We start from the raw sequence: 26,458 nt of genomic DNA on the forward strand, positions 1-26,458 counted from the left end.
CCCCAGGGCTACTCAAGGCCGGCTGGCCTGGCTGCCATCCCAGATGACTACCACAGCAAAGCGATCCAGAAAGCCATCGACGGCGTTCATCTGGCGCAGGTTGAAGGCATCTTCGGCGGAGATCACCAGGTCGTAGCCTAGCGTGCGCATGGCGCGGATGCGGTAGGGCCGTTCCCCAATGCGGTTGACTAGCAAGCGGGCCTGCTCTTCCGAGGTGGCGTAGGCGGCGGTGCCTTCGCTGCCCACAAAGGCAACATTGAGGTCCTGGCCAAGATTGGCGGGCGGGTAAACTGGGTTGCCGTCGGGATCCAGAAGGCGCATCGATTGGCTGGGCAGAAAATCCAGGCCGCGGGCATCCACGAGCAGCCCTGTTATCTGCGGGGTTTGCCGCCGGGATCCCGCCTCGAGGCCAGCTCCCCCCCCTGGCCCTTGGCCTGTGCCCACCCCCGAGCCAGGGCTGGAGCCGCGCCCCCCGCTCTGGCCGCTGCCGGGCCCGCTCCCTTCACCCTGGCCAGAACCCGAGCCACCGCCCCCGCTGCCGAACTGGCGCAGCAACTCCAAATCGAAAACTGGCCCTTCCGACCTTGCCTCCTCGCTAGAAACTACCGACTCTACTTCCAACTGGTCAGGAGTAACTGGCCGCCAGGGCGTTTCTGCTGGGAGCGGTTGTCCCTCGACGACTGAAGCAGGGGCGCGGTAAAGGGGAGGGAACAAGGGGGTTTGTGCCCAAGCTGTTTTTGTCCCATGGAGGGGAAGAATCCCTCCCGCCACCACCGTCACCAAGATTGCCCCGATCCCGGCCCTGTGCGGTCTCTCCTTCCAGCACCTCATGCCTACACCTTGTGGCCTGATGACCTGCGCCTCACCCCTCCCCATGCTAGCCAGACCCTGCCGGTTCGGCAGGGGATCCCGCGCAGTCCTTCCTTTGGCTTTCTCTCCCCTGCGGCGGGATCCTTGGCTTAGGGGGGCTGGGAAAACGAGGTGTTGATCCCCAGCGATCCCCAGGCTCTTGACCAATAAGCAGAAATACGTGAACATGGGTTCATCATGCCCTTGATCCCCGTTGATCCCAAGCTGGGGTCATCAGCGGTTGGAAAGCACAAGGCAGGCTGTTACCCCCGTGAGCCAGGGGTTGCCCTTAGCCACAAGTGGGGATCGGCCTTTGGGTTAGCTAGTGGAGCGTGTGCACAAGCCCAATCTGTTGAGAACAGGAGACCCTGACCATGCCACCAGAGCGGATCCCGTTGGAAGAAATGACCATTCGGCAGTTGCGAGAAGAAGCTGCCCGCTATCAGATCCCCAAGTACAGCCGCATGACCAAAGACCAGCTTATCCAGGCTATTCGGGAGGCCCAGGCCAAGGCTGGTCCCCCCGGGAATGCAATGCCGGAGCCCAGTGGCCAAGAGGTAGTTACCGGGACGAAGTATGTCGGCCAAGTAGCCAGCAAGCTGGATCTGGCTGATGTGGACAAGGGGCTGGGGGATCTGCCCGGGGGCTATGGCGAAAGCCGCATTGTCCTGCTGCCGCGGGATCCCCAGTGGGCCTACGCCTACTGGGATGTGCCCAACGAAGCCAAGGAGAGCAAGCGCCGCGAGGGCGGCCAGCAGTTGGCGCTGCGTCTGTACGATGTAACCGATATTGATTTCGACCGCCAGCCGGCTCACAGCATGCAGGAGTACCCCTGCGATGAGTTGGCGCGGGAGTGGTACTTGCCAATCCCAGTGAGTGACCGCTCCTATTTGGTGGAGATTGGCTACCGGACGGCAGATGGTCGCTGGCTGATGTTGGCCCGCTCAGCGGCAGTGATGGTGCCGCCGGTCTTCCCCTCTGACTGGTTGGAAGAGCACTTCCTAACCGTGCCCTTTGATATGCCCCTCCAGGGCCGCACCCTCTACCAGCTCACCGAGCCCTACAAGCGCAGCGCTGCCGGCATGGGCGTGGTGGCCTACAAAGGCGACGAGCCGCAGCGGGAGGCGACAGCGGATCCCTTCCTGGAAATGGTGGGCGGTTTTGAGGCAATGCGGGTGGCGGGATCCCTGTTTGGCAGCCACCAAATGGGCAGCCGTCAACTGGTGCCCGAGCAGGCCATTAGCTCGTTTGTTATCCCTTCAGGTGTGGGCATGATGGGCATGGCAGAGGTGCCTGCTGCCCCTTGGATGGCTTCTGGATCGGGCCTGGGGCTGTTCTCCGGCGCTTCCGAAGTCCTGCCGCGGCGCTCCCGCAAGTTCTGGCTGGTGGCTGATGCCGAGCTGATTGTCTATGGAGCCACGGAGCCGGACGCCACCGTTACCATTGGCGGGCGCAAGATCCAGCTCAACCCCGATGGCACCTTCCGTTTCCACATGGCTTTCCCGGATGGCAACATCGACTTCCCCATCTTTGCCGTGGCTGCCGACGGCGAGCAAAACCGGGAGATCCACATGACCTTCGACCGCCGCACCCTCTCCCGCCGCACCAACCCCAAGGAGGAAGCCTTCGAAGAACTGCTGCCCTAGAGGTTCTACCCCTACTCTCCTCCCCCCGCCTGCCAGGGGGGCTTTTTCTGCTGTTAACGAGGGACTTGCCGACCTTGGAAGAAACAGGCTAGAGTAAAAGAACGACGCGGGGTAGAGCAGCCTGGTAGCTCGTCGGGCTCATAACCCGAAGGTCACTGGTTCAAATCCAGTCCCCGCTATAGGAACCCAAGGTAAGCAACTGATAAGCCGAAGGCGGGAAGACAGCACATGGATCCGCGGGAAATTGAGGCCTTGATACAAGCTGCCCTGCCTGGTGCACAGGTGCGGGTAGAAGATACGGTGGGCGATGGCAACCATTTTCAGGCCATTGTCGTGGCCGAGCAATTCCAGGGCCTCCCCCTCCTCAAACAGCACCAACTGGTGAATGAGGCTCTAAAAACCTACCTGCAGGACGGCCGCCTCCACGCTTTGTCCCTGCGCACTTTTACCCCCGCTCAGTGGGAGCAGCTTCGCGGAGGAGATCCCAGCTTAGCTCTTTGGTCATCCCAATCCCCTTCATCTTGAGCCGGCTTGCGGTAGCCCCTAGCCAAAGCTGATACGGAGCAGGGAAAAATCATCTTCAAAATCAGCCCTGCCGCGGAAAGATTGGATGTGTTGCAGAACGCGATCGAGGCCAATGCAGGCATGGGCGCCTAGGAACGACTTCCAGTTCTCCATTCCCCAGATCCCTTCCGAGCTGGACACTTCGTAAACCCCGTCGCTGAACACGTACAGACAACTGTTGGCCGGGATCCGCACTTCGTCCCTAGCAAAGTCCTGATCGGGCAAAATGCCAATGGGCAAATTGGGTGTTTTCAGCTCTAAGGGGATGGGATCTGATTGAGCAACCAACAGAGCGGGGGGGTGGCCAGCGCTGGCAAAAGAAAGCAAGCGAGATCGCGGCCGGTAAACCCCATACCAGAGGGTGAAGTACATGTCATGGTGGGATCCCATTTGGAAGGATTGGTTGAGGGCGCGCAACACCGCATCTGGCTGCCGCAGGTCGGTGTCGGGCAGGCTGTGGGAACGCAACTGGTTCATCACCGACACGGACAAGAGGGCGGAGCCCACCCCGTGCCCTGACACATCCAGAAGGTAAATAGCTAGGTGATCCTCGTCCAGCCAGTGGTAGTTAAACGAATCGCCCCCCAACTCCTGGGAGGGCAAAAAGCACCACTCAATCGCTATTTGGTGAGGTGAGAAGTCGGCCGGCTTGGGCAAAAGCGAACGCACATAGCTGGCTGCTTCGGCCAACTCCGCCCGCAGTCGGGCAGTTTGCTGCTGCAGGTCATAGCTGAGCTGGTGCAAGCGCAGCCCAGCCCGCACCCGCGCCCGCAATTCATTGGGATCGATGGGCTTGCTGAGAAACTCGTCTGCCCCGGCATCTAGGCCCTGGATGCGGTCTTCGACTTCGGTGCGCGCAGTGAGCAAAATAAAGAAGGTGGTGGAAAACTTGGGATCCGCCTTGATGCGCCGGCAGACTTCCAGCCCATCCATATCCGGCATCATCCAGTCACAGATAATCAGCCCCGGGGTTAGGAGATGAGCTTTCTCCAGCCCTTCCAAGCCACCGCTGGCCATCTCGACGGTGTAGCCCTGCCGCTCCAGGGATCGCTTCAACACCAGCCGAATGGTGGGATCGTCGTCGACAATCAAAATGGCCGTCATGCACCCTAATCCTGAATCAACCCGAATTCAGAACGCATCAAACCGCAACTCCCGTACCGGTAGGCAGACCTTCTGTCGTAGCTTAGGGATTGGGCAGAAAAACTGGCTCCGCAAGAGGGGGGAAAGACTCAGCAACCTCGTCCACCAGAGCTAAAGTTGCGTATCGATCGGTGGAGCCCCAAAACCGTGGTTGCACGCTACCCAAAAGCTGACCGTTCCCAGATACTGGTAGCAATAGATCACAGCGCGAGGTTTTTGGGCAGACTCTGCTTTAGAGACTTCCGTTGGACATAGAGACACAGATCACATCTTACCCATCCTTTGCCGGTCTAGAGTGACCTTCGAGGTTAAACGCCCTTTGCTGCATGAGTGCATCCCCCCTACCTGTATCTCCTCCGTCCGTTCGGGATTCGCAGGCGGCTTCACCCACGGCACCCTGCCAAGCTCCCAGGGGAGAAATCCGGCTGGAGGACTTGGATGAGAAGCAATTGCTGGGCAGCCTCTCCTCAGTGGTGCTTAACCCCGCTTCCTGGAGCTGCTTCAGCCTTAGCGAAACCAGCCGCCTGCTGCGACCTTTGCAAATTTCCCCCGACCTGACAGGAACCCCCGTCCTCTCTCCCAGCGCCACGGCCGAGATTGTGTACAAGTTTCTGAGGAGCGACGGTCGGATTGGAACCATGAAGGGGCTGATCTCGATCGAGGACTTTCGCAGCAAGCGGCTGCATTCTATTTACGAGGAGCTGCGTATTGAAGAAATCATACCGGTTTTTAACGAAGCGGTCGTTGTGCAGATCATCGATCAGCTGAAGCCGATTTTTGCCCGCGACCTGGACGAGCTGCTTTGGCAAGAAAGCTTTTACTTTACCCCTCAAGATCTGCGCCAGCCGGAGTTTTTGCTGCGTGGCCTGCGACCCGAGGCGATCCCGCGCCGCTTTCGGCCCCACTTGCAAAGAGTATACTCCCAGATTATGAGGGTGTGTCGCAGCCTGCCCAACATCGCTTTCCAACTGTGTCTGCGGGCCTACCTGGAGTACAACGAGGTCAAAAACAAGCATCTGTTGGCAATTCTGCTCAGCAAGTATTTTTACACGCTCTATCGCATCGGTGGACTGGACGGTTGGGAAAGTCGGGATCCGGTGGAGGTGGGATCCCTGGGCTCCTCCGATCGGCGAGCTCGCTTGCAGGCTCTTTCTCGCCTACTGACGCTGGATAACGACAGCGACGAACCGCTGGCAAGCCTCGGTGGTCCAGGGCCGGGCGGCAGTTATTTCAGCGGAGAGGGGGAGCTTGCTGCTACCGAGGTGCCGAGCACAGAAGCGATCGAAAAGCTGCGGCAAGAGGTGGAGGCAGCGCGCAGCCAGGCCGCCGAGGCCCAGCAACTGGTAGCCCAATACCAAGAAGAGAAAAAACAAGAGCTCCTCAACCGCCTGCAGGATCCAAATAAGTTTCTCCTTTTCAGCCTCCACCAATTTTTCGACACTCTCTTGATCTCCCTCCCTGTGGAGGTGAAAAGCGAGTACGGGGCAGCTTGGGTGCCGCGCACCTCCTACTTGGACGAGAAAGAGCGGGACAAGCTAACCGAGCATTTGCACCGGATCACCAGCGAGGCCTATTTGCTTAGCATCCCCTTTGCTGAGGCAACACTCATTGGCTATTGGCGAGTTTTGGCCGATTCGTTCTACAACCAGTGGGTTTTAAACCAGTACAAGCAGTTGCAAAGCTACGGAGTGGATCTGGAGCAGCAGGGCATCCAAATCCTGGAGCGAGAACAATTTTTGCATGAAGTGCAACTGCGCTTTGCTGCCCGCCACCGCGAGATTGTAACTCAAAATGTGGAGAAGATCAGCCAAATTCTGGTGGATAGCCTAGCCAAGCGGGTGGCCCTCAACACCAGTCAGCAAAGCTTCCAGGCGATGCGGGCCAAATTGACCACCGTTTTGGATATGGACATTTCCCGCAAGGACATGGGAGAAGTCAAGCGGCTGATTGACTACTTCACGGATGTGTTTTTGGGCAAGCGGGAGGAGCTGCGTTCTCCCTACCCAGTGGGGACCATCTTGCAAGTAAGGGCAGCCATCGAGGCCCTTCCCCCCGACAGTCGCACCCGCATTGGCCTGGAAATCCTAAACCAGATCTACCGCGAGTACATGCCTGTGCTGCAGCAAGAGTAGGGGCAGGGATCCCAGGGGCTGGCAAGTTTTGGGCACAATGGGGACTGGTGTGCTGTTTAGGGTTGGAGACGGCAAGTTCCCATGCGCTACCGCCAGCTTGGCCACAGCCCTCTGCAGGTTTCGGAGATCTGCCTTGGCACCATGACGTTTGGTGAGCAGAATACCCAGACTGAGGCTTGGGAACAGCTCGATTACGCGGTGGAGCACGGGATCAACTTCATCGATACCGCCGAGATGTACCCGGTGCCGGCGCGGGCGGAAACCCAGGGAGCCACAGAACGCTACATTGGCGAGTGGCTACGGCACCAGCCGCGGGAGCGCCTCATCATCGCTACCAAGATCACTGGCCCGGGGCGACCCTGGCACTGGATCCGCGGCGGGTCTCTCTCGATTAGCCGCAACAATCTTAAGCAGGCAGTGGCTGGTAGCCTCAAACGCCTGAAGACCGACTACATCGACCTCTACCAAATCCACTGGCCGGATCGCTATGTGCCCCTGTTTGGGGGGGTGGCCTATGATCCCAGCCAGGAGCGGCCCACCGTTCCCATTGCCGAGCAACTGCAGGGCTTGGCGGAACTGGTGCAGGAGGGCCTGGTGCGCTACATCGGCCTGAGCAACGAAACCCCCTGGGGGGTCTGCGAGTTCTGCCACGTGGCCGAGCAGTTGGGCCTGCCCAAGGTGGTTTCGATTCAAAATGCCTACAACCTCCTCAACCGCACGTTTGAGATGGGCCTGGCAGAGGTCTGCCGCCACGAGCAGCTGGCCTTGCTGGCCTACAGCCCCCTGGCCTTTGGGCTGCTGACGGGCAAATACCTGGGGGGCGCCAAGCCGCCGGGATCCCGTTTGACCCTGTTTGAGAGCTTTGGCCAGCGCTACCGCAAGCCGAACGTGGAAGAGGCGGTAGCTGCCTACGTACGCATTGCCCGCCAGCACGGCCTGACTCCTGCCCAGTTGGCTTTGGCCTTTGTGCGCAGCCGCTGGTTTGTTACCAGCACCATCATTGGGGCCACCAACCTGGCTCAGCTCAAGGAAAACCTCAGTTGCCTGGAGGTGGAGCTGTCGCCTGAGATCCTGGCGGAGATTGAGGCGGTGCACCAGCGCTACCCCAATCCTGCGCCCTAGGCAGGCAACAAAACGGCCCGCCAAGGAGAACTTTCTGCGTCTGGGGCCACTCTGTCTGAGTTGGTCCCTCTTCTTGGACCCACAGACGTCCCATGACCTCTTTTGGCAGATCGTGAGGTGTGAACAATGCGCGACCTTTTCCTTTGGCAGGGTTGGAAGACGGCAGCTCTGGTGGTAGGCTGCAGCAGCTTGGTTTGGATGGGGGATCCCACTTGGGCGCAACTTTCTGATATCAGCACCTACTGGGGCGCCCAGTACATCGCCGGGCTCAATGAGCGGCAGATCATCAGCGGGTTTCCAGATGGCACCTTTCGCCCCAATGAGTCGATTACCCGCGCCCAGTTTGCTGTCATCGTTACCAAAGCTTTTGGGCTAGACACCAACGTTCCCGTGCGTCCTTTTGCTGATCCCATTCCCAGCTGGGCAGCTCCCTCCATCGGCGCGGCGGCAGCAGCAGGGTTGGTTTCCGGCTTTCCCGACGGCACCTTCCGTCCCAACGAGGTCCTCACCCGTGCCCAGGCCATCACTGTCTTGACCCGCGCTGCCACCAACGGTAAGCTCCTCGAGGATCCCGGTCAAATTGAGGCCATCCTCGCGGGGTTTGCGGATGGCGATCGGGTGCCTAACTTTGCCCGCGCCCCCATCGCGACAGCACTTCAAGAAGGGCTGTTGGTGCTCTACCCTGATCCCACCCGCTTGAATGCCCAGGCGGTGGCCACGCGGGGGGAAGTGGCGGCTCTTACCTACCAAGCGCTGGCCAAGGTGGGCCGGGTGCCCAGCCTAGACCCACCGGTGGGAGCTGCCATTCCCAGACCAGGGATCCCCACCGAACTCCTCGCCCAGGTTACCCCCACCCCTGAGCCCCTGGCTACGCCGGACATGCCCGTTGAGCCGCTGGTGGAAACGCTGCCTGCCGCGCCGGAAGTGAGGACTTTCTTTGCCCGCGAGGAGAGCTGGGATCCGTCAAGCCGGGAGATACCTTGACGGTGTATTTGCTGGGATCCCCGGGGGCGCAGGCGTCTTTCTCCATTCCCGGCATTGCCTACAACCTGCCCCTGCAGGAAACCCGCCCCGGCCAATACGAGGGCAGCTACACCTTCCGCAGCCAAGACCGGGCTCTAGAAGCGCCGGTATTTGCCCGTCTGGAGCGGGATGGGCTGGTGACCCTAGTCCAATTGCCGGACAAAACCATCACCATTGGGCAGGTGACCGACACCACCTTCCCCACCATCAGCGATCTGGCTCCACCCAACGGAGCGGTGACCGACAACCCGCGCCCATCCATCTCCGCTCGCTTTCAAGATGACCAGGGGATCGACCTCAATAGCTTTACCCTGCTGGTGAACAACGTCGACGTTACCGCCCAAGCCCAGCTCAGCCGCACTGGCTTTACCTATACCCCCGCCGAGCCGCTGCCCACTGATCGACCAACCTTGATTGCCGTCCAAATTGCCGATCCCAGCGGCAACACCGCCCTCCAGCAGTGGTCTTTCCAGGTGCGGGTCACCCAGCTGACCCCGACGCCCACACCTACCCCTACTCCAGAACCCACACCCACGCCGAGTCCCCAGGCTGGCGGAGAGCCTTCTCCTAGCCCTTAGGGAAAACTCAAGCCAGGCCTTCAACAGGCCTCAATAGTGTTCTAAGAGCTGCCTTCCCCTTAACCTCTACTAAATCTAGTGGGGAACAGGCTGGTTAGGATGTTAAGCTACTGCCAGTTGCGACTGGATGGGATCCATGAGCTCAGGGTTGCAGCCGTTTTTGCCATTGTGGCAAAGGGTTGGCTTTAGGTGGCTGGTGAGTGGGGTGGGGTGGGCTGCGGCGGCGGCTGCAGTTGCTGCCCAGCAGTTTGAGTTTACTCCCCAAGCTCCTCAGCCGAATCCCGTTCCCACCCTGCCGCTGCTGAGCGCTCCATCTTCCCCCAGCTCTGCTACCCCCGATCCCCTGCCACCAGTGCCTCAGGTGCCGCAAATGCCGCTGGATCCCACGGCTCCGGCTGTGGCTCCGATCCCGGTGGTGCCCGTTCAAGCGGCCCCAGGTGGACAGGCTACGCCAGGCGAGGCCTATTCCTATCAACGGCGGCCCGACCTCAGTCCAGGGGGGAACCTGGCCGGGGCTGCGCGGGGCGAGCTGCCGGCGGGCACCCGTATTCCCCTCACGGTTTACCGCCCCATTACTTTTCAGCCTTACCAGGCCATCAGCACCAGTCTGGAGGTCTCCGAGCCGGTGCTGGATCGCTTTGGCCAGGTGGTGATCCCGGCGGGGAGCGTGGTGTGGGGCACCTTTGAGCCGGTTTACCAAGAACTGAAGCTTTCTGGTCGGGAGTCGGAGAGCGCCGATCCCCAAGAGCGGGTTGTCGGCAGCCGCTTTGTGGCCAACCGCCTGACCATCGGCTCTTCCACCTATCTCATTAGAGGCCAATCTGCACCCCTCCAGGTTGGGCTGGATCGCAGCGCTGATATGGGTACTACCGTCGCTCGGGGGGCAGGCTATGGGGCGGCGGGCGGCTTAGCCTTGGGAGTGCTCACGGGGGGATGGGGCTTTTTGCCCATCTTGGCCGGCAGCCTCGTGGGAGCAGCCGCCAGCACTACCAACATCGACCGAGTGGTGACGCTGCAGCCCAATACCCTGGTGGAGCTGGAACTCGCCGAGAGCCTGATCATCCAGTAGCCTTGACAAAAAGCGGGCAGGAGCGGGTCGGTAGAGTAGAGAAGAGCCCCCTAGTTTGCCCCATGGCCTTCTGGACCTACCTCGTGCCCCCCTTGGCCGGGTTGGTGATTGGCTACTTCACCAACGACATTGCTATCAAGATGCTGTTCCGGCCCTACCGCCCCTACCGGGTTTTCGGCTGGCGCATCCCCTTTACCCCCGGCCTAATCCCGCAGAACCAGCCCCGCCTGGCCAGGCAAATCGCCAAAACCATCATGGGATCCCTGCTCACGCCGGAGGAGCTGCACAACCTGGCTCGCAAGCTCCTACAAACCGAGCGCATGCAGGCAGGGATCCGCTGGCTACTGGGGGTGGCTTTGGATCGACTGCAGGATCCCCAACACCAGCAGCAAACGGCGCAGGTGCTGGCCCGCATCTTAGCGGATTTGTTTAACGAGTCGCTGCCCCGCCTGGTGAAGGTGCTCGCCCGCCAGGAGACCTTCTTGGAGGGGCCAATTAACCAACTGTTCGACCAGGTGCTTCTAGAGCTGCGCCTTAACGCTGAGCAGGCCCGGCAGCTCTCGGAGTGGATCCTAAAGCAGGTGCTGCCCCCCAAGGTGCTGCGGCAAAACCTGGTGGACTTTCTCACCGATCGCAACATCGAAGCTTTGGATGAAGAATTTCGCGAACGGGCCACTGGCTCCTACTGGGTGGTGGCTAACTTATTTGGCCTCAAAAACGCCCTGCTGCGTCTGCGTACCTATTGCCTGGAGGATCCGGAAGGCGCAGAGGCCCTCTTGGCAGATCTGCTCAAGGACCTCAACGCCTCCCGCCGCTTAACGGAGATTCTGCAGAACCTCTCGCTGCAGAACCTACCCCTTTCTGCCGTACGGCAGTTGCGCCGCACCCTGCGCGACGGGATCCAAGACTACCTGCGCTCCCAGGGAGCCGAGGCCATTCGCAGTTTGGGAGAGAGTATTGATTGGGAAAAGGTGGCCAGCTTAGTGTTGGGTCGGCTGCGCAGTTCCAAGGCTGTTATGGCCTCCATCGACCAGATCAGTGCCGATCTTGCCTTGATCCTGGAGCGCTACCTAGAGCGCGACTTAGAATCTCTCATGATGCAGGTGATCCCCGTGTTGAACTTGGATCAGGTCATTGCCGATAAAGTCAACGCCACCTCCCCCGCTGAGCTGGAGCAGGCCATCCGGCAGATTGTGCGCCAAGAGCTGCAGGCCATCGTTAACTTGGGGGGGCTGCTGGGCTTTTTGGTGGGCTGTGTGCAGGTGCTGTTTTTGCTGAGGTAGCAGCTTCCCAAACCAGGAGCTTGGATGGGAGTTTTCGCTTCGGTTAGGATAGTGGAATGCGGTTAACAATTCTCCACACTTCCGATCTCCACGCCAACCTGCACCCTTGGAACTACTTTACCGGGATCCCTGCCGAGCACGGCCTGGCCAAGCTGGCCACTCTGATCAAGCGTGTGCGGGCTGCCAGCGAAGATCCGGTTTTGCTTATCGACAGCGGCGACACCATTCAGGGATCCCCGCTGGGCACCTACTATGCTCAGGTGGAGCGGGTTTCCCCCCACCCCATGGCTTGCGCCCTCAACGCCCTGGGCTATGACGCCTTCACCCCCGGCAACCACGACTTTAACTTCGGGCTCCAGGTCCTGCAGGATTTTGCAAGCGACCTCCGCTGTCCCACCCTCTGCGCTAATATCCTTCGCCACAACGGGGATCCTCTCTTCCAGCCCTACCTCATCCGGGAGGTGGCCGGGCTCCGCGTCGGCCTGGTGGGGCTGACCACTCCCCGCATCGACACCTGGGAGCGTCCTGACTATATCGCAGGGCTGCGCTTTGCCCCCCTGCTGGAAACTGCCCAGCACTATCTGGCCCTGCTGCGGCCCCAGGTGGATGTGCTAGTGCTGATTTTGCACAGCGGCCCCAGCCAATTGCCCCCTCTGCGTACCCCTGAGGGCTGGCTTAGCCTAGATCGCTCCGGCTGGGTCAGCAACAAGAGCTTGGTGGGGGAAAACGAGCTGCTGGCCTTGGCGGAACTCGAGGGCATTGACGTCATTCTCTCCGGCCATACCCACCAAACCATTGCCGGCTTGGGAGGGGCCAAAGCCCTGGTGGTGCAGCCCGGCTACTGGGGTAGCTACCTTTCCCACGTGTCTTTGGAGCTGGAGCGCCACGGCGGACGCTGGCAAGTGATCCGCAAAACCGCCCAGTTGCTGGCTGCGGAAGGGATCCCTCCCGATCCGCAACTCTTGGCCCTCACAGAACCCTATCACCAAGCTACCTTGCGCTACATCCGCCAGCCCATCGGCCACGCCCGTTGTGCCTATCGCGGGGGGCTGGCAGCCCGCTTGGGGGCCAACCCTTTGGCGGAGCTACTGCATCAGGCGCAACTGCAGGCAGTACGGGAGGCCGGCCTTTCGGCGGAGCTCTCCCTAGTCAATATCTGCAGCAATGCTGGGTTAGCGGCAGGCCCCATCTTCCTGCAAGATGCCTATAGCCTCACCGTTTACGACAACACCCTCTGCCTTGTGGAGATCACTGGCGACATCCTGCGGCGGGCCCTCGAGCAGACGGCTGGGTATTTTCGCCAGTTGGATCCCAACCATCTGCCAGAGGATCCTGCCGCCGTCGTGGCCCCCGAAGCCCGAGGCTACACCTTCGACCTCTATCACGGTATCAACTATTGCTTTGATCTCACCCGCCCAGTGGGCGATCGCCTGGTTAGTTTGCAATTTCGCGGCCAGCCGGTGCAACCGGATCAAACCTTTCGCCTGGTAATCAACCACTACCGCGCTGGTGGTGGCGGTGGCTACAGCATGTTCCAGGAAGCCCAAATGCTCTGGATCTCTGCAGAGAGCATCCGCGATTTTCTTGCTCACCACATCCGCACCCATTCCCCCCTCCGGCCCATCTACAACTACAACTGGCACCTTATCCCCAACTTGGCTGAGATCTACTTTCCCCAGAGCTTGGACCGGTCTCAGGAGAGGCTGCTGGTGGGCTAAAGCAACTAGGGTCCCAACTGGCCGGCAGGGCAACCGGTAGAATACGATCAGCACAGAGCCTAGTTTGGCTAGCTGCAGCGGTAGTTTTGAGGTGCCAAACTGGGAACGTAATGCCACTGCTAAGTGCTTGTCCTCTTGTTGACCAACTTATGACTGCTGAAGAAAAGCAACCCATGCCTCCAGAAGATACCCACCCTGAGCTCCAGGAAGAAGAGCTCAACGTGGAAGCAGAGCTGGAGAAGCTTATTTTGGAAGACCGTGAAGCAGAAGTCGGCACCCCCGCTGGCGAGACTAGTGCTGAGGCTTCTCCGGATCTCAACGAAACTCTAAAGCAGCTCCAACAGGAGTTGGAAATAACGCGCCAGAAACTGAAGGAGAAAGAAGACTCCTACATTCGCCTTTATGCTGACTTTGAAAACTACCGGAAGCGTACTCAGCGAGAACAGGAGGAGCTCAGCCAAAGAGAACGGCGGAGATTTGTGCTGGAGATCCTGCCTGTTGTAGATAGCTTTGAGCGGGCCCAGCAGCAGCTAAGGATCGAGACTGATCGCGAGCGGGAACTGCACAACAGCTACCAGAGTGTCTATCGCCTGCTGGTGGAATCTTTGAAAAAAATGGGTGTATCCCGCATGAAGTCAGTGGGCCAGCCCTTCGATCCCAGCCTGCACGAGGCCATAGCCCGCCAACCCAGCAGTGAGTACCCCGAAGATGTGGTAGTGGCCGAGTATCAGCCAGGCTACAAGCTGGGAGATGTGGTGATTCGCCATGCCCTAGTAGCCGTCTCTGCGGGTAGTCCCAGCCCTGAGCCCTCCCCCCCAGACGAGAGGGCCGACGCCCAGCCCGAGGCTGAAGGTAAAACTGCCCCCAATTCGTAGCAAAGCTGCTTTCTGGAACCCTAGACAAGTAGGGTCTACCCGCCTTCCCAAGGCTACAGTAAAGCTAGGGAGGTGAGAGCGCTACCGGAAGGTTTCTGCAGGATGCTGGGCAGAATGCTCTTAGGAGATCCCGGGAATCCATCCTGGGTTGGGATTTGCCACACGGGAAGAGGGGGCCATGGGTAAAGTTATTGGAATTGACCTGGGAACCACCAACAGTTGCGTGGCGGTTTTGGAAGGCGGCAAGCCCATTGTGATCACCAACGCCGAAGGAGGTCGTACCACCCCCAGCATCGTCGGCTTTGCCAAGAACAACGTCCGCTTAGTGGGCCAACTGGCCAAGCGCCAGGCGGTTACCAACGCGGAAAACACTATCTTCAGCATCAAGCGCTTCATTGGCCGTACCTTTGCCGAAACCGAGGAAGAGCGGAAGCGAGTTCCCTACAAGGTCATTCCCGGCCGGGACAACATGGTGGAGGTGGTTGTGCAGGATCGCGCTTACACGCCCCAGGAGATCTCCGCCATGATCCTGCAAAAGCTCAAGGCCGACGCAGAAGCCTATCTGGGGGAGCCGGTGACCCAGGCCGTGATTACTGTTCCCGCTTACTTTACTGATGCTCAGCGCCAGGCTACCAAAGACGCCGGCACTATTGCAGGGCTGGAGGTGCTGCGCATCATCAACGAGCCGACAGCAGCGGCTTTAGCCTACGGGCTAGACAAGCAAGATCAGGATCTGCGCATTCTAGTTTTCGACTTGGGCGGGGGCACCTTTGATGTCTCTGTGTTGCAGGTGGGCGGCGGCGTGTTCGAGGTAAAAGCAACTGCTGGCAACAACCACTTGGGCGGGGATGACTTTGACCAGCGAATTGTGGATTGGCTCATCCGCCAGTTTCTCGAGAAGGAAGGGATCGACCTTTCTCGGGATCGCATGGCCTTGCAGCGGATGCGGGAGGCAGCCGAGAAGGCCAAAATCGAGCTCTCCAGCACCCAGGTTACCCTCATCAACCTGCCCTTTATCACCGCCGACGACTCCGGGCCCAAACACCTGGAAGTGGAGCTGACCCGCGCCAAGTTTGAGGAGTTGGTGCGGGATCTGGTAGAGGCCACCGTAGAGCCTACTTTCCAGGCCCTGCAGGATGCCGGCCTCTCCCCCGAAGACATCGACCGCGTGCTGTTGGTAGGGGGATCCACGCGGATCCCGGCTGTCCAGGAGAAAATTCGGCAAATCTTCAACAAAAATCCCGATCGCTCCGTCAACCCGGACGAGGCAGTGGCCCTTGGCGCTGCCATCCAGGCGGGAGTATTGGGCGGAGAGGTCAAAGACTTGCTGCTGCTGGACGTGATTCCCCTCTCCATTGGCGTGGAAACCCTGGGGGGAGTGTTCACCCGCATCATTGAGCGCAACACCACCATTCCCACTAGCAAAACCCAGATCTTCTCCACTGCTACCGACGGCCAGACGGTAGTGGAAATTCACGTCCTGCAGGGGGAGCGGGCCATGGCCAAGGACAACAAGACCCTGGGCCGTTTCCAGCTGACTGGGATCCCACCAGCTCCCCGCGGGGTGCCGCAGATTGAAGTCTCGTTTGATATCGACGCCAACGGTATCCTCAAGGTCTCGGCCCGCGAGAAGAGAACCGGGATCGAGCAAAGCATCAAGATCACCAACCACGGCGGCCTCAGCAAGAGTGAGATTGAGCGGATGCGCCAGGAGGCCGAACTCTATGCCGAAGAAGATCGCCGCCGGCGCCAGTTGGTGGAAGCCCGCAACCAGTCAGATAGCTTGCTCTACAACTACGAGAAGACGCTGCAGGAGCACGGCAGTCGCCTGAGCGAGAGCCGCCTTCAGCGGGGGGCCCAGGCGGCGGGCACGTTGAGGGCATTGCTGGCAAATGATAACGTAGACTTAGCGACTTTGCAGAAGGCAATGGAAGAGCTAAGGGCAGCTCTCCTAGAGATGGGGAGCGAGATTTACGGTCCTTGCTAAGCCACTTGACAGATTAGCCTGAAGTAAAGTTGCAGTCAGATCTCTGGCCAGCTGTGTTTCCAGCCTAGTTTTCTGAAGCGTTTCTATGGCCCGCGACTACTACGAAATCTTGGGGGTTAGCCGTGGTTGCTCCAAGGAGGAGATCAAGCGCGCCTATCGCCGGCTAGCTCGCAAGTACCACCCTGATGTCAACAAGGAGCCTGGGGCTGAGGATCGCTTCAAAGAGATCAACCGTGCCTATGAGGTGCTCTCCGATGACGAGCTAAGAGCCCGCTACGATCGCTATGGCGAAGCAGGGCTAAGCGGAGCAGCAGCCAGTGGGTTCCAGGATTTTGGTGGCATTAGCAGTTTTGCTGACCTGTTTGAGAGCTTTTTCACCAATTTTGCTGGAGGGGGAGTCGGCTATACCCGTAGCCGCCAAGGGCCCGTACGGGGGGACGATCTGCGCTTTGACCTAAAGTTGGAGTTTCTCGAGGCCATCTTTGGGGGCGAAAAGCAAATTCGCATCAGCCACCTGGAGACCTGTCCTGTCTGCGGGGGCAGCGGCGCTAAACCGGGCATGGGTATGAAAGCCTGTCCCACCTGTGGTGGCATTGGCCAGGTGCGGCGGGCCACCCGCACGCCCTTTGGCAATTTTACCCAGGTTTCAACCTGTCCTACTTGTGGAGGTACCGGCCAAGTGCTGGAGGAGCCCTGCCACCACTGCCATGGGGAGGGGCTGGTCCAGACCACCAAGAAGCTGCGCATCAACATCCCCGCTGGCGTGGACAGCGGCACCCGGCTGCGGGTTGCGGGTGAAGGAGATGCGGGCCGGCGGGGCGGTCCGCCTGGGGATCTCTACGTCTACCTGTTTGTCGAGCCGGACCCCGACTTCCAGCGGGATGGCCTCACCATTTTCTCGGAGGTGCGGGTGAGCTATCTGCAGGCCATCCTGGGAGCCAAAGTCTCAGTGCCTACGGTAGACTCAAAAGCTGGCCTAGAGGAAGAAGCGGAGCTCATTATCCCGCCTGGATCCCAGCCGGGCACGGTGCTAACTTTGGAGGGCAAGGGAGTGCCGCGTCTTGGCAACCCAGCAGTGCGGGGTGACCACAAAATTACGCTGGTGGTGGAGATTCCCACCCGCCTCAGTCCAGAAGAGCGGGAGCTGCTCCTGCGCTTGGCTGAGCTGCAGGGGGAACGCACCAACAAGCGGGATGGCTTCTTGAGCGGACTGTTGCGCGGGCTGGCCCAAATGCCTGGCCACCGGGAGCGGGAGGAAGAATGATGGCAGAGACAGTTCCCCCCCAAGAGGTGAAGTTGGTTTTGGATCAGCGGGGGATCCCCTGCCCGCTCAACTACGTGCGGGCCAAGTTACGCCTAGAACGCATGGCGCCAGGGGAGCTGCTAGAGCTGTGGTTGGATGCAGGGGAGCCCTTGGAGCAAGTGCCCAAGAGTCTGGCGATGGCTGGGCATTCCATTGAAGGGCAACAAGCGGCGCCTGAGGGGCACTACATCCTCTGGGTACGCCGCGGGGACCTGGCATGAGCCACCTGCACCAGAACGGATTGCAACAAGCTGTCCAAAGGGAGAGGCAGGGATCCACCTGTAGTGGCTGGGTGCGAGCGGCCCAGGCCAACTTTTATCGCGTGCGCATTGATCCCGAGCTGGCTGCCCTGTTTCCCGAGTTCAAGGCGCATTTCCCGGCTCAGAAGCCCACTCCGGCAGAGCTTCTCTGCACAGCACGGGCCAAGCTCAAAAAATTGGGGCAGCAGGTGATGGTGGGCGACTGGGTGGAGGTTAGCTTGCCGCCAGTTGCCGACTCTCTCTGGCCGGAGCGGGGGGCCATTGAGGCCATTTTGCCGCGACGCACTCAGCTGTCTCGGCCGGCGATTGCCAACGTGACCCAGGTCTTGGTGGTGGTAGCTCTGGTGGATCCAGAGCCTGAGCCCGAGGCGCTCAGTCGCTTACTGGTACAAGCAGAAGCCAGCCATCTGCGGGTTCAGGTGGTGTTCAACAAGAGTGACTGTGTCGAAGCGGCGGTAGCCGAGGAGTGGCAGCAGCGTTTGCAGCGGTGGGGGTATGAGCCTGTGGTGGTCAGCGCCCTTACTGGGGCCGGGCTCCCTGAGCTCTACCACCGTTGTCGGGATCAAATTTCAGTGGTAGTCGGTCCCTCGGGGGTGGGCAAATCCAGCTTGCTCAACCAACTGCTGCCGACTGTTCAGTTGGCTACCCAAGCTGTGTCGGAGAAGTTGCGCCAGGGGCGGCACACCACCCGCCATGTGGAGCTGTTTCCCTTGCCAGAGGGCGGTTGGATTGCCGACTCTCCAGGGTTCAATGCTGGCGAAGAGATCCCACCGGTTTCGCCTCAGCAACTAATACGCTGCTTTCCGGAAGTGAGGGAGCGGCTGGGCACCTGTCAGTTTCGCGATTGCCTGCACGATCGGGAACCGGGCTGTGGGCTGCGGGGGCTAGATTGGGAGCGACGCGCATTCTACCTGCAGCTTTTACACGAACTCCAGGAAGCGCAAGCGGCAAACTTTGCCCCCGCTCGTCCAGAGCCTAAGCGAAGCGGGGAAAGGCACCACCCTCCCTCCCGTAAGCAGAGCCGTCAGGAACTTGACTGGCAGGAGGATTGGCAGCCGCCGTCCGGTTCTTGGCCCTAGTGGATTGCTGCTGCTTGCTACCTCTGGGCGCGGGATACCCCACCGTATATATAGACTGCGCTTGGCATGACCCAACTATCTCCTGCAAGCTCAAGGTGTCTGCCTTGCAAGCTGCCAAGCTAGATGCGACCTTAGAGGCTTTTGCCTAGGCCTTGCTTGCGCCAGCGGGACGGAGTCCTTGAGTTTAGAGGGGTAGTTTATGATGGTAGGACCTCCTATGCCATGCTCCGCCAGAAATAGCTGTCGCCAACCCCAAGGCTTAAAACTCCCCCTGGGCAGCTCTTATGGTTTTCTTGGATCCCCTTGGCCCTGTCGTGCAGGAAATGCTGCAGGGCGGGTACGCAGACCGGGTAAAAAAGCTGGTTTACTTTACTTACACCCGCACTTGGGCAAACGACGCTGGCAAGCTAAGTGAGGAGGAGCTAAGGGCTCTGTTGGAGCAGCTTTGCCGGGAGAGTGCCACCCTTGAGGACTTAGGCCGGCGTTTTCGCGAAGCCATCAGTCGCCTTAACAAGAAGGCCGAATATGCCCGCGTTGCCAAACTCCTGCTGAGCAAGCTCCAGCCCCTCTACCAGTCCTCCCAGTCATCTCAAAGGGATCCCCGCAACCCCTTTCCCTCCTCAGCCAGGGCTCCTTCCCCTGGGGTAGCTCCTCCGCTTGGCCTACCGCTGGGCTACAGCGGCCTGCAACTGCGCAAGCAAGCCTACGATCCCTTTGAAGTGCGGGCTTGGGTGATGCAGCAGACCAGTCCTTTGCGGGCCAAGCTGGTTCTGTTCACGGCTTTGCACCACAAGCTGGAGCCCACAGTGCAAGGGTTGGCAGCCCTGAGGCGCTACAGCCTTGACGAATTGCTCAAGGCCCTCTATGACGCCTGCAGCTCCCCTCAGGAGCTGGAAGGGCGGCTGCAACAGGCAGTGCAGCAGCTCCAGGAGCCTGAGCAAGATGCCCAAGCAGCCAACGCTGTGCTGCAGATACTGCAGCCCCTCTATACCTACGTGCTTCCAGAGGCCGGGGCGGGTGGGGGACTGGCTGCCGAAACCTCCAACGCCAATCTCGACTGGCTAGATGGGGAAAGTGCCGCTGGTGGGGTGGAGGCCAGTCGCATCACCTGGTTAGAGCCAGAAATTCCGGAATGCGAGGAGGGCGAGCCTGAGGTTGCTCCTGTTTCCCTACCTGGCCCTCCTGCCATCGCGGTCCAAGAGCTCCCAGAGCTCTGCCGCCAACTGCTGCAGCGCAGCGCCGAAGCCCTGATGGTTACTCTTGAGAACACCCTGAGCGACTTGGGCAATGCTTTAGACGAAAGCCTACAGGACGGGAATCCAGCCCACTACTTGAACCTCAAACACCAGGTGCTGCGCGGCTTTCTCAAGGAGGTAGAGGGATCCGCCGCCCTTTTCCAAGGGATCCTGAGTAAGCTGGAGCAATCGGAGTGGAGTTTGCTGCGGCCCGCTGGCCAGGGGGGACAGCCAGGGGAGACAGCCAAGATGCCGCTTCAGGTGGGGGGGGATCCCCATGCTGCTCTGCGGCAGGTGCTGGCCACCAGCGAGCTGGCGCGGCAAAAGCCCCAGTTGGAGCAGGAAGTGATGCGCTTGGTGCGGCACAGCATTGGCGCGATCAAAACCGCCATTGAAAATGCCCTGGACGAGCTGGGCCAAGCGTTGGACGAACAGTTCCAGAGCCGTCCTCCAGAAGAAGCCTTAATTCTCAAGTACCAGACCTTGCGCGCCTTTTTGCAGGAAGTCGAGGAGATCTCCAGCAAGTTCGCCGCCTTTCTAGCTCGCCTGGAAGAGGCGGAGCGCCGCCTGTTTGGTCTGGTTTGAAGGCCAAGTTTTCCCCGCCAACGCCAAGAGCCAGAGCCGGACCTCATTAAAATGGGCTCTAGGAGCGGATAACCTTGCCATGGATGCCAAAGATCTGCTCCGGCTATACCGGGCGGGGCGCACTTCCTTCGTAGGCGAGAACCTGGCTGCCCTTGACCTCAGCCGAGCCGACTTGATTGGGATAGACCTCTCCCAGGCTAACCTCCAGGGTGCCACCTTCCTCTTTGCCTACTTGGGGCGGGCCAAGCTGACTAAGGCCAACTTAGTGAGAGCCAACCTCAGTGGAGCCAATCTCAACCAGGCGGACTTGAGCGAGGCGGATCTCAGGGATGCTCAACTGCACGGTGCCACTCTGCAGGGGGCGGACTTGCACAGAGCCAACTTGACGCTGGCCCTATTGATTGACGCCAACCTCATCGATGCAGATCTCCGCTGGGCCGACTTAACCAGTGCTAACCTGGAGGGGGCTTGTCTGCGGGGGGCCAATCTCCGTTTTGAAAGCCGCCGAGGAGCCGTGTTGCGCAGCGCCAATCTTAGCCGCGCTGATCTCAGGGGAGCCAACCTATCGGGCGCAGATTTAACCCGGGCCAATCTCAGCAGGGCCAACCTCAAAGAGGCCAGTCTAGTTGGGGCGCGGTTGCAAGGAGCCAGCCTGCAGCAAGCCTGCTTGCAGGGAGTCATCCTCAGCAATGCCGACCTGAGGGAGGCTCGCTGTCTAGGTGCAGACTTGCAGGGGGCGCAGATGGGAAAGGCCAATTTAAAGGAGGCGCTGCTTAGCCAGGCCAACTTGGCAGAGGCCAACCTCAGCGAGGCAAACCTGACAGGGGCCGATCTTTCCGCCGCCTGTCTGTACTCCGCCAAACTGGCGCGGACGGACCTGAGTCGGGCCAATCTAGCTGGAGCTGATCTGCGGTCTGCTAACCTTGTGGACGCCTACTTGGGCCGCACCAGCCTAGAAAATGCCGATCTCAGCAACGCCATCCTCACCCGCGCCGATCTAAGCACAGCCAACCTCAGCGGGGCCAATTTGCGGGGAGCTACGCTTCCCGATGGGCGAACTGGCTGAGGCGGGGATCCACCCCGTAAAAGGTGAGGTTTTCCGCTGTCTGAGGAGCACTGCAACCGCTACTCTACAGGGGGAGGGTGGAAGCAGAGGGAGCCGTGAAGAGCCGCCGATTTCTGTCCCTGCTGGATGCCCTTTGGGCCGAGCTGCCTTTGCCAGAATGGTTGCCGGGGGCGGGGGAGCGCGCTTGGCAGCAGGCAGTGGCTGCGCTGCTGCGGCTGTGGCAGGAGGTGGGTCAATTTGGCGTGGTTATTGGCGGGCCGGTACCCTGGTGGCCTCCCTGGGTAAGCGGGGATCCGCCGCCTGTGGACGCCGTGCAGTACCGCCCCCGCCAGCCGGCGCGGGAGGCGCCCTGGCTGTTTACTCCGGATTTGTCGCCTGAGTCCATCCTAGCCCCCGGCCAGACAGTGATCCCCCTGCTGCGCCCCGACCCGCTGGCGGAGGAGCTATTTCTACTGCTGCTCACTCCTGTTTTTGCCGTGATAGTTGCCCAGGGGTACCATCCCCACACCCGGCAAAGGGGAATGATGCTCTCTTTTGAGCCGGAGGTGGTGCAGCGGGCCTGGCAGAACCTGGAAGAGCGAGTGCACCAGGGCAGGCCCGATCGGCTAGCTGCTTGGAGGGATCTAGCTATCCACTATCCCCTGAGAAAGCCCCATGGGCGGGTGCTGGCCCGCTTTAGCAGCTTCCTCCTACTGGGTTCCCTAGCTGAGACGGGATCCCCGCCTGCCTGCCTGCCCCCCGCTAGGGCAGAAAAGGAGCCTGCCCCTAGGCCTTCTCCGCCACCAGCCACGGCCAAGAGGCCAACCCCTGCGTCTTCCTCTTCCGCTGCCTCGCCACGGCTCGAGTCCCCTGCCCGCGGCCCCTCCTCCACCCCCCAAGCCGAGCCAGAGCAAGCGGGTAGCCTTTCAGAGGCAGAGCTCTTGCGGGCCCTCATCCACGAGATCCAGACGCCCCTCTGTACCATTCGCACCTTGGTCAGCCTCATCCTAAAGCAGCGCGACCTGCCACCACGGGTGCGGGAATACGTGGAGAAGATTGACCGCGAGTGCACCGAGCAGATCAACCGTTTTGGACTGTTTTTCCAGGCCACAGAAACCGTCATGCCCACTGCCCCTCCGGGCGAGGGACGGCGGTTGCACCTGGAGCCAATTGCCCTGGTGGATCTAGTGCGGCAAAACCTACCCCGCTGGCAAGACCAGGTAGAGCGACGGGGATCCCGCCTGGAGCTGGAGATCCCTGATGAGCTACCCGATGTAGTTAGCGATCCCAAAGCCCTGGAGGCCGTGCTATTTGGCATTGTCGACCGCCTGGCCCGGAGCACCCCTGCCGGCAGCCACATCCGCGCCCAATTGCTTAGCGCTGGCGAGCTGGTTAAGCTGCAGTTTCAGGTGAACACCCCAGAGGGGAGCGACAGCCCCAGCTCGGAACTCAAGTCCCCTCAAGCAATTGGCCAGTTGCTGGTGGTGCAGCCAGATACAGGCGCCATTAGCCTTAGCCTGCCAGTAGCCCAAACCCTGTTCCGAGCCTTGGGGGGCTACCTAACTGTGCGCCATCGGGCTCGCCAAGGGGAAATCCTCAATATCTACTTACCCCGCCAGCTCTAGTTTGGATCCCAGCTCCAAGGAGATAGGGCTAGGATCATTGAGGTGCCCCAGGAGAGTCAAGAGAGGGGATCCATGCCGAGAGGGAAAAAAGTTGCCGAACCCCACCCAGAGCCCGAGCCTGTCTGTGGGGCCAGGGCTGCCAGGCCGGGGGAGAGGGTCACGCTGCCTGCCCAGCAGCTTTCCACCCTCATCCACCAGATGCGCAACCCAATCGCGACCTTGAACATGCTGGCCAAGCTGCTGCAAAAGCGCCTGCCCCCTGAAGATCGCAACCACTGGATTGGGCTCAGTATCGAGAAAGAGTGTAAGCGCCTGCAAGAGCTACTGGGCGAGTTCGAGCGCTTGGATGGAGCTCCAGCCCCCCTGCAACTCCGGCCCCTTGCCCTGGGCGAGCTGCTCCAGGAGTGGATCCCCCTCTACCAAGCCCTCGCAGAAACCCAGGGGCATCGCTTCCAGGCCATTCTGCCCTCCTGGCTGCCCCAGGTTCAGACAGATCCCCGTGCCCTCCGCCAGGTGTTGGACAACTTAATTGACAACGCTTGTAAATATACCCCTCCCCCCGGCAACATCCAGCTTAGGGTGGAGCTTAGCCCTGCAGAGGCAGCGAAAAATGCAAGCGGCTCCCCTCGGCAGGAGGTGTGGATTGCTGTCTGCGACAACGGCCCTGGCATCCACCCCGAGAACCTGGAGCGGATCTTCGATCCGTTTTTTCGTGCCGATCTCTCCAAGCCGGGGCAGGGGCTGGGGCTGGCCATCAGCCGCAACTTGGCCGCCCAAATGGGAGGGAATCTCCAGGTGGAAAGCTCCCCCCAGGGCTCCTGCTTCCGCCTTAGCTTGCCTACGGTCCAGTAGGACTTGCCTCCCAACCAAAGTTTTGCAAGCTACCTAGGAGCTGCCCTATGGCCTCTTCCGCCAACACCAAACCCGAAACTGCTGCTAGGCCAGTGGCCCGCATTCTGCTAGTCGATGATGAGCCAGGCCTACGGGAAGCAGTGCAAGCCTACCTTGAGGAGAGTGGCTTTGAGGTGATCCCGGCTGCCAATGCCCAGCAGGCCCTGCAACTGCTCAGCACGGCCCAGCCCCAGCTAATTATCTCCGACATCATGATGCCGGGCATGGACGGCTACCAATTTTTGGCCCAATTGCGAAAACTCGAGCCCTACAGCCATCTGCCGGTGGTGTTCCTCACCGCCAAAGGGATGACCGCCGACCGCATCCAGGGCTACCGGGCCGGCGTCGATGCCTATTTGCCCAAGCCCTTCGATCCGGAGGAGCTGGTGGCCATCGTCTCCAATCTCATTGAGCGCTCCCGCGCGGCCAGCCCTTCGGAGGTGGTTGCCCGCGAGCTGGCCTCGATTCGCGCCCTGCTGTCGGAGCGCACCCTTGCTGCTGCCCCTCCCCCCCAGCCCGCTGCCCCCAACCCCTTGCCTCCACCCATCAAGGTGGAGCTGACGCCGCGGGAACAGCAGGTGTTGGAGAAGGTGGCGGAGGGGCTGATGAACAAAGAGATTGCCAAACAACTGCAAACCAGCGTGCGCAACGTGGAAAAATACGTCACCCGCCTCCTCAACAAAACGGGCACCAGCAGCCGCACCGAGCTGGTGCGCTACGCCCTCACCTACGGCCTGATCCGGTTGTAGCCCTCACCCCTGGCCCCTCTCCCTTTGGGAGAGGGGAGAAGGAGCTTACGGCTGTGGCTTGGGCGGAACGGTAACCAGCAGCTCCAGCCCAAAGGCGTGCTCCCCGGCGGGGTAGCTGGTGATCCCCACCCCATCGATGCGGGTCAGCAGCTCGCGGGCTTCTGGCTCTACGCTGGCCAGCCCACCCGGCAAGGCGGCTTCTAGAACCGTGCGGAGGCCTCGCCAATTCAGCAAAAAGTAGCCGTAGTTGGGCTTGGGCAACTGGTTGTAGAGGGTTTTCAGCGGCTCGGTTTGAGGAAGCAGATGGCCCTGGCGTTGGGCAAGGCTTTGCAGCGCCGCCGTGCTGGTGGTAACCATCAGGTAGTTGCCTTCCCAGGCACGGGTTAGAAGCGGACGGTTAAACAAGGGATCCGCCCAGCTCACCTGGCCGCCGGCTTCTGTTACCTGGGCGCCCGACTCTTGGGCCAGCCGATCCAACTGGGCCAGAGCCGCGTTGGCCTTGTCTTTTTGGCTGCTCTCGATGATCAAAGCCGCCCCCATCCCTTGCAAAAGGGGATGGGCCTGCTCATCGGGCGCTACCAACAAGGCCATCTCCCCGTCCAGCCAAGCCATTAGGTCTCGATCCAAATCCAGGCGGGTGTTGGCGCGGAACTCAGACCGCAACTCCTCCAGGAACTCTTTGGCCTGGGGATCCTTTTCCAGCTCCGCCACAGCCGCTTGCCAGCGTTGGGCAACCTGCTGGGTGGTGACTACCAGCAGGGCATTGCCGGGCAACCGCTGGATCAGCTCGCCCCGGGCCAGCTGCCACCTGCGCAGCAGGGGAGTTTGGGGATCCAGTTGGGTGAGTAGGCGCATTTGCAGGCCCTGCTCCCGCCAGTGGGCAGCCATAGCCAAAGAGCGCAGCGGCTGCAGGGATCCCAGCTCCACCGGATCCCAGTCCCGCGTCCAATCTCGGAAAGACTCGGGATCCTCCTGCAAGGCCTGGAAGTTGAAGTAGGCAAAAGCCAAGGTGCCCGGCTTCTGGTAGAGATCGCCCACGGCAGTGCGGAAGCCTTCGGCGCGGCTAATGGACTCCGTCTCGCCGCGATAGACAGCAATCGCCTGCTCCATCACCTTGGGGTCGTTGGCCAGGGCCACGAAGCGGTTGCCAAACTCGGCCGTCACCCACCGTTCGCCCGGCTCTCCATTGGTTTGCACGTGGAGAGTTACCCCTTGCTCCTGGCGCTGCTCGAAGTTGGCCCCCTCCGCCTCTGCCTGTTGCCGCACTTGGGCCAGGAATTGCCTGGACAGATCGGCGTTGCGGGTGCTAGCTCCAAACAGGATCCCGGGCACCGGCTCCGCAGCCCCCGGCACTAGATTGGGGATCACCACCGCCAGCGTGAATTGATCCCTGGCCCAGGCCTGGATTTCCTCGCGGGAGAACTCCTGGCCGGCGCTAGCCCAAGCTTTGTCCGTCCAGCTCTCCCACTGAGCCAAAAGGTCAGGGTGGGTGCGCAGCGCCTCTTCTGGTTGGGTAGAAAAGGCCAGCACTAAGGGTGCTGACTGGGGCACCAGCGCCGTCTCCGGCAGGACATCGCCGGGCAACTGCACCTGGGGTGCCCTAAGCTGGCAGGAGCCCAAAAGCCAAGAGCTCCCCACTGCCATCAACGTGAGGGAGAGCGGACGCGACCGAGGAGGGAGGAGGACCTGCATACCAC

The 26,458-nt window shown here is 60.6% G+C and carries 23 protein-coding genes and 1 tRNA gene; 21 read left to right on the top strand and 3 right to left on the bottom strand.

Annotated elements, in window-relative coordinates; translation table 11 throughout:
• Positions 1–12: 12 nt before the first annotated feature.
• Positions 13–714 (bottom strand): hypothetical protein, encoded by a 702-nt coding sequence (locus tag NW822_RS05705; protein WP_414403804.1) that lies wholly within the window; start codon positions 712–714, stop codon positions 13–15.
• A 30-nt stretch (positions 715–744) separates the two neighbouring features.
• Between NW822_RS05705 and NW822_RS05710 the strand changes: the two genes are divergently transcribed.
• The 4 genes from NW822_RS05710 (at position 745) to NW822_RS05725 (ending at position 3,020) form a co-directional block, all read left to right on the top strand.
• Complete coding sequence (locus NW822_RS05710) at positions 745–963, top strand: hypothetical protein (protein ID WP_414403805.1); 219 nt, start codon at positions 745–747, stop codon at positions 961–963.
• A 260-nt stretch (positions 964–1,223) separates the two neighbouring features.
• Complete coding sequence (locus NW822_RS05715) at positions 1,224–2,495, top strand: DUF4912 domain-containing protein (protein ID WP_414362463.1); 1,272 nt, start codon at positions 1,224–1,226, stop codon at positions 2,493–2,495.
• Positions 2,496–2,600: 105 nt separating this feature from the next.
• Positions 2,601–2,674, top strand: a tRNA-Met gene (locus tag NW822_RS05720).
• A gap of 49 nt (positions 2,675–2,723) precedes the next feature.
• Positions 2,724–3,020: a BolA family protein gene (locus NW822_RS05725; RefSeq protein ID WP_414362462.1), complete on the top strand. Its 297-nt coding sequence runs from the start codon at positions 2,724–2,726 to the stop codon at positions 3,018–3,020.
• Positions 3,021–3,038: 18 nt separating this feature from the next.
• Here NW822_RS05725 and NW822_RS05730 read toward each other — a convergent pair whose 3' ends face one another.
• Positions 3,039–4,163 carry a PP2C family protein-serine/threonine phosphatase gene (locus NW822_RS05730; RefSeq protein ID WP_414403806.1) on the bottom strand — a complete coding sequence of 375 codons (1,125 nt, stop codon included), beginning with the start codon at positions 4,161–4,163 and terminating at the stop codon, positions 3,039–3,041.
• Positions 4,164–4,636: 473 nt separating this feature from the next.
• On the opposite strand from NW822_RS05730, the gene NW822_RS05735 reads away from it, so the two are divergent.
• The 17 genes from NW822_RS05735 (at position 4,637) to NW822_RS05815 (ending at position 24,761) form a co-directional block, all read left to right on the top strand.
• A complete protein-coding gene (locus tag NW822_RS05735) occupies positions 4,637–6,334 on the top strand; it encodes a hypothetical protein (protein ID WP_414403807.1) in 1,698 nt (565 codons plus the stop codon).
• 81 nt (positions 6,335–6,415) lie between these two features.
• Positions 6,416–7,456, top strand: coding sequence for an NADP(H)-dependent aldo-keto reductase (locus tag NW822_RS05740; protein ID WP_414362459.1), 1,041 nt, complete (start codon positions 6,416–6,418; stop codon positions 7,454–7,456).
• Between the two features lie 126 nt (positions 7,457–7,582).
• Positions 7,583–8,440, top strand: a complete 858-nt coding sequence (locus tag NW822_RS05745; protein ID WP_414403808.1) for an S-layer homology domain-containing protein — start codon at positions 7,583–7,585, stop codon at positions 8,438–8,440.
• On the top strand, positions 8,437–9,057 hold the full coding sequence (locus tag NW822_RS05750; RefSeq protein WP_414403809.1) for a hypothetical protein: 621 nt from the start codon (positions 8,437–8,439) through the stop codon (positions 9,055–9,057). The genes NW822_RS05745 and NW822_RS05750 overlap by 4 nt, the downstream gene beginning before the upstream one ends.
• 136 nt (positions 9,058–9,193) lie before the next feature.
• A complete protein-coding gene (locus tag NW822_RS05755; protein ID WP_414403810.1) occupies positions 9,194–10,126 on the top strand; it encodes a hypothetical protein in 933 nt (310 codons plus the stop codon).
• A 62-nt stretch (positions 10,127–10,188) separates the two neighbouring features.
• Complete coding sequence (locus tag NW822_RS05760) at positions 10,189–11,409, top strand: DUF445 domain-containing protein (protein WP_414403811.1); 1,221 nt, start codon at positions 10,189–10,191, stop codon at positions 11,407–11,409.
• Positions 11,410–11,465: 56 nt separating this feature from the next.
• Positions 11,466–13,127, top strand: a complete 1,662-nt coding sequence (locus NW822_RS05765; RefSeq protein ID WP_414403812.1) for a bifunctional metallophosphatase/5'-nucleotidase — start codon at positions 11,466–11,468, stop codon at positions 13,125–13,127.
• Positions 13,128–13,276: 149 nt separating this feature from the next.
• Positions 13,277–14,002 carry a nucleotide exchange factor GrpE gene (gene grpE, locus NW822_RS05770; RefSeq protein ID WP_414403813.1) on the top strand — a complete coding sequence of 242 codons (726 nt, stop codon included), beginning with the start codon at positions 13,277–13,279 and terminating at the stop codon, positions 14,000–14,002.
• 178 nt (positions 14,003–14,180) lie between these two features.
• Positions 14,181–15,989, top strand: a complete 1,809-nt coding sequence (gene dnaK, locus NW822_RS05775; protein WP_414403814.1) for a molecular chaperone DnaK — start codon at positions 14,181–14,183, stop codon at positions 15,987–15,989.
• 85 nt (positions 15,990–16,074) lie between these two features.
• The gene (dnaJ, locus tag NW822_RS05780; RefSeq protein ID WP_414362452.1) at positions 16,075–17,253 is read left to right on the top strand and encodes a molecular chaperone DnaJ; all 1,179 of its coding nucleotides are present in this window, start codon (positions 16,075–16,077) and stop codon (positions 17,251–17,253) included.
• Positions 17,253–17,513 carry a sulfurtransferase TusA family protein gene (locus tag NW822_RS05785; protein WP_414362451.1) on the top strand — a complete coding sequence of 87 codons (261 nt, stop codon included), beginning with the start codon at positions 17,253–17,255 and terminating at the stop codon, positions 17,511–17,513. Before dnaJ ends, NW822_RS05785 begins: the two co-directional genes overlap by 1 nt.
• Entirely contained in the window at positions 17,510–18,631 is a 1,122-nt protein-coding gene (rsgA, locus tag NW822_RS05790; protein ID WP_414403815.1) for a ribosome small subunit-dependent GTPase A, read from the top strand. The genes NW822_RS05785 and rsgA overlap by 4 nt, the downstream gene beginning before the upstream one ends.
• Before the next feature lie 284 nt (positions 18,632–18,915).
• A complete protein-coding gene (locus NW822_RS05795; RefSeq protein WP_414403816.1) occupies positions 18,916–20,451 on the top strand; it encodes a hypothetical protein in 1,536 nt (511 codons plus the stop codon).
• Between the two features lie 79 nt (positions 20,452–20,530).
• On the top strand, positions 20,531–21,517 hold the full coding sequence (locus tag NW822_RS05800) for a pentapeptide repeat-containing protein (protein ID WP_414362816.1): 987 nt from the start codon (positions 20,531–20,533) through the stop codon (positions 21,515–21,517).
• Between the two features lie 95 nt (positions 21,518–21,612).
• Positions 21,613–23,121: a sensor histidine kinase gene (locus NW822_RS05805; RefSeq protein ID WP_414362817.1), complete on the top strand. Its 1,509-nt coding sequence runs from the start codon at positions 21,613–21,615 to the stop codon at positions 23,119–23,121.
• A gap of 72 nt (positions 23,122–23,193) precedes the next feature.
• On the top strand, positions 23,194–23,973 hold the full coding sequence (locus NW822_RS05810) for a sensor histidine kinase (protein ID WP_414403817.1): 780 nt from the start codon (positions 23,194–23,196) through the stop codon (positions 23,971–23,973).
• Between the two features lie 47 nt (positions 23,974–24,020).
• Positions 24,021–24,761 (top strand): response regulator, encoded by a 741-nt coding sequence (locus tag NW822_RS05815; RefSeq protein WP_414362819.1) that lies wholly within the window; start codon positions 24,021–24,023, stop codon positions 24,759–24,761.
• Between the two features lie 45 nt (positions 24,762–24,806).
• On the opposite strand, the gene NW822_RS05820 is transcribed toward NW822_RS05815, so the two are convergent.
• Positions 24,807–26,453, bottom strand: coding sequence for a DUF3352 domain-containing protein (locus tag NW822_RS05820; RefSeq protein WP_414403818.1), 1,647 nt, complete (start codon positions 26,451–26,453; stop codon positions 24,807–24,809).
• Positions 26,454–26,458: the final 5 nt, after the last annotated feature.

The sequence above is a fragment of the Synechococcus sp. H70.2 genome (genome assembly GCF_047462275.1).
In the GTDB taxonomy this organism is placed as follows: Bacteria; Cyanobacteriota; Cyanobacteriia; order Thermostichales; family Thermostichaceae; genus Thermostichus.